General features: G+C 49.3%; 2 rRNA genes (1 of these 2 running past the window's edge). Both read right to left on the bottom strand.

The window, feature by feature from the left end:
• Positions 1–52: 52 nt before the first annotated feature.
• Positions 53–164, bottom strand: a 5S ribosomal RNA gene (gene rrf, locus V7Q33_RS17045).
• 156 nt (positions 165–320) lie between these two features.
• A 23S ribosomal RNA gene (locus V7Q33_RS17040) occupies positions 321–2842 on the bottom strand; it runs 363 nt beyond the window's last position.

Raw genomic sequence — 2842 nt, 5'->3', positions numbered from 1 at the left:
GAGCATAAATAAAAAAGCCTTTGATAGTTTATCAAAGGCTTTAGTGTTAAAAGAAAGGCAACGACTTACTCTCCCGGGTGTTATCCCAGTACCATCAGCGCTGGTAGGCTTAACTTCTCTGTTCGGAATGGGAAGAGGTGATCCCTACCGCTATAGTCACCTTAAGATCTTTCGTTTCAATCCAACTGATCAAAACGCTAATATCGTTGACACTATTGGCAAAAGAGTAGAATATAATTTCAAGTAAGCGTAGTGTTAAGCAAGCACACAGTAGCCAATTCGTTGTTTGAGGCGGATGATCTTGATGCTATCGCACATCCGCCCTGAAGCGTTCGGGTAATTAGTACTGCTCAGCTTTGGCATTTCTGCCTTTACACCTGCAGCCTATCAACGTCATCATCTCTGACGTCCCTTAATGGAAGTCTCATCTTGAGGTAAGTTTCGCGCTTAGATGCTTTCAGCGCTTATCTCGTCCCAACATAGCTACCCGGCAGTGCAGCTGACGCCACAACCGGTACACCAGCGGTTGGTTCAACCCGGTCCTCTCGTACTAAGGTCAAGACCTCTCAAACTTCCTACGCCCATCACAGATAGGGACCGAACTGTCTCACGACGTTCTGAACCCAGCTCGCGTGCCACTTTAATCGGCGAACAGCCGAACCCTTGGGACCTTCTCCAGCCCCAGGATGTGACGAGCCGACATCGAGGTGCCAAACCTCCCCGTCGATGTGAGCTCTTGGGGGAGATCAGCCTGTTATCCCCAGCGTACCTTTTATCCTTTGAGCGATGGCCCTTCCATACAGAACCACCGGATCACTATATCCAACTTTCGTTCCTGCTCGACTCGTCAGTCTCACAGTCAAGCATGCTTATGCTATTGCACTCCTCATACGGTTACCAAGCGTACTGAGCATACCTTTGAAAGCCTCCGATACACTTTCGGAGGCGACCACCCCAGTCAAACTACCCACCACGCACTGTCTCCCCTTTCAGGGATTAGACATCAGATAAACAAAGGGCGGTATTTCACCGTTGACTCCCCTATACCTAGCGGCACAGGATCAGCGCCTCCCGCCTATCCTACACATTATCTACCCAATGTCAATGCGAAGCTATAGTAAAGGTGCATGGGGTCTTTCCGTCCCGTGACGGGTACACGGCATCTTCACCGTGACTACAATTTCACCGAGCTCATGGCTGAGACAGCGTCCAGATCGTTACACCATTCGTGCAGGTCGGAACTTACCCGACAAGGAATTTCGCTACCTTAGGACCGTTATAGTTACGGCCGCCGTTTACTGGGGCTTCAGTTCAACGCTTCGCCTTGCGACTAACGTCCCCCCTTAACCTTCCAGCACCGGGCAGGTGTCAGGCCATATACATAATCTTTCGATTTCGCATAGCCATGTGTTTTTGTTAAACAGTCGCCTGGACCATTTCTCTGCGACCTCTCTATTGCTAGAGGAGGCACCCCTTCTCCCGAAGTTACAGGGTTAATTTGCCTAGTTCCTTAGCCATGACTCACTCGAGCACCTTAGGATCCTCTCCTCGACTACCTGTGTCGGTTTCCGGTACGGGTACCATATCAATATGCTTAGGGGGTTTTCTTGGAAGTCTGCTTACGTTCTCTATCCCTTCGGCCGAAGCCTCCAGGTACTGTTGGGTTTCAGCAAAACCTGCGGATTTTCCTACAAGTCCTATACCTACACCTTTTAACGACCTATTTCGTCAGATCGCGGAACTATCACTACTCCTTCGCCCCATCGCTCAATACGGTAGTATTGGAATATTAACCAATTGTCCATCACATACGCCTCTCGGCTTTTGCTTAGGTCCCGACTTACCCGCGGTTGATTAACATTGCCGCGGAACCCTTAGTCTTTCGGTGGGCAGGTTTCTCGCCTGCCTTATCGTTACTTATGCCTACATTTGCTTTTCTAACCGCTCCACCAACCATTACCAGTCAGCTTCGCCGCTGTTAGAATGCTCCCCTACCACTTGCATTGCTGCAAATCCTGAGCTTCGGTACTACACTTGATGCCCGATTATTATCGATGCTCTGTCGCTCGACCAGTGAGCTGTTACGCACTCTTTAAATGAATTGCTGCTTCCAAGCAAACATCCTGGCTGTCTAAGCAACTGAACCGCCTTAGTTCAACTTAGTGTAGATTTTGGGACCTTAGCTGCAGGTCTGGGTTCTTTCCCTCTCGGACACGGACCTTAGCACCCATGCCCTCATTGCAGAGTATATTTAATACCATTCGGAGTTCATCAGGATTTGGTAGGATGTGACTCCCCCTAGTCCTATTGGTAGCTCTACCTGTACTAAACTTAACCTCCACACTGCTCCTAAAAGCATTTCGGGGAGTACGAGCTATTTCTCAGTTTGATTAGCCTTTCACCCCTACCCTCAGTTCATCCAAAAACTTTTCAACGTTTACTAGTTCGGACCTCCATCCCGTGTTACCGGAACTTCATCCTGACCAAGGGTAGATCACAAAGTTTCGCGTCTACTCCCACTGACTATGCGCCCTATTCAGACTCGCTTTCGCTCCGGCTGCCCAAGTTAACTTGGTTAACCTCGCCAGTGACAGTAACTCGTAGGCTCATTATGCAAAAGGCACGCCGTCACTGCATTACGAAGCTCCGACCGCTTGTAGGCGTACGGTTTCAGGTTCTATTTCACCCCCTTATTCACGGTACTTTTCACCTTTCCTTCACAGTACTGGTTCACTATCGGTCTCTCAGGAGTATTTAGCCTTACCAGATGGTGCTGGCAAATTCAAACGGGGCGTCTCCGACCCCGCCCTACTCAGGATACTACCATCTTCCAAAACTTTAC

This window comes from Ohtaekwangia sp., assembly GCF_036786105.1.
Lineage (GTDB): Bacteria > Bacteroidota > Bacteroidia > Cytophagales > Cyclobacteriaceae > Ohtaekwangia.
The sequence above is the reverse complement of the archived record's forward strand: the minus strand, read 5'-3'. Positions and strand labels throughout refer to the sequence as shown.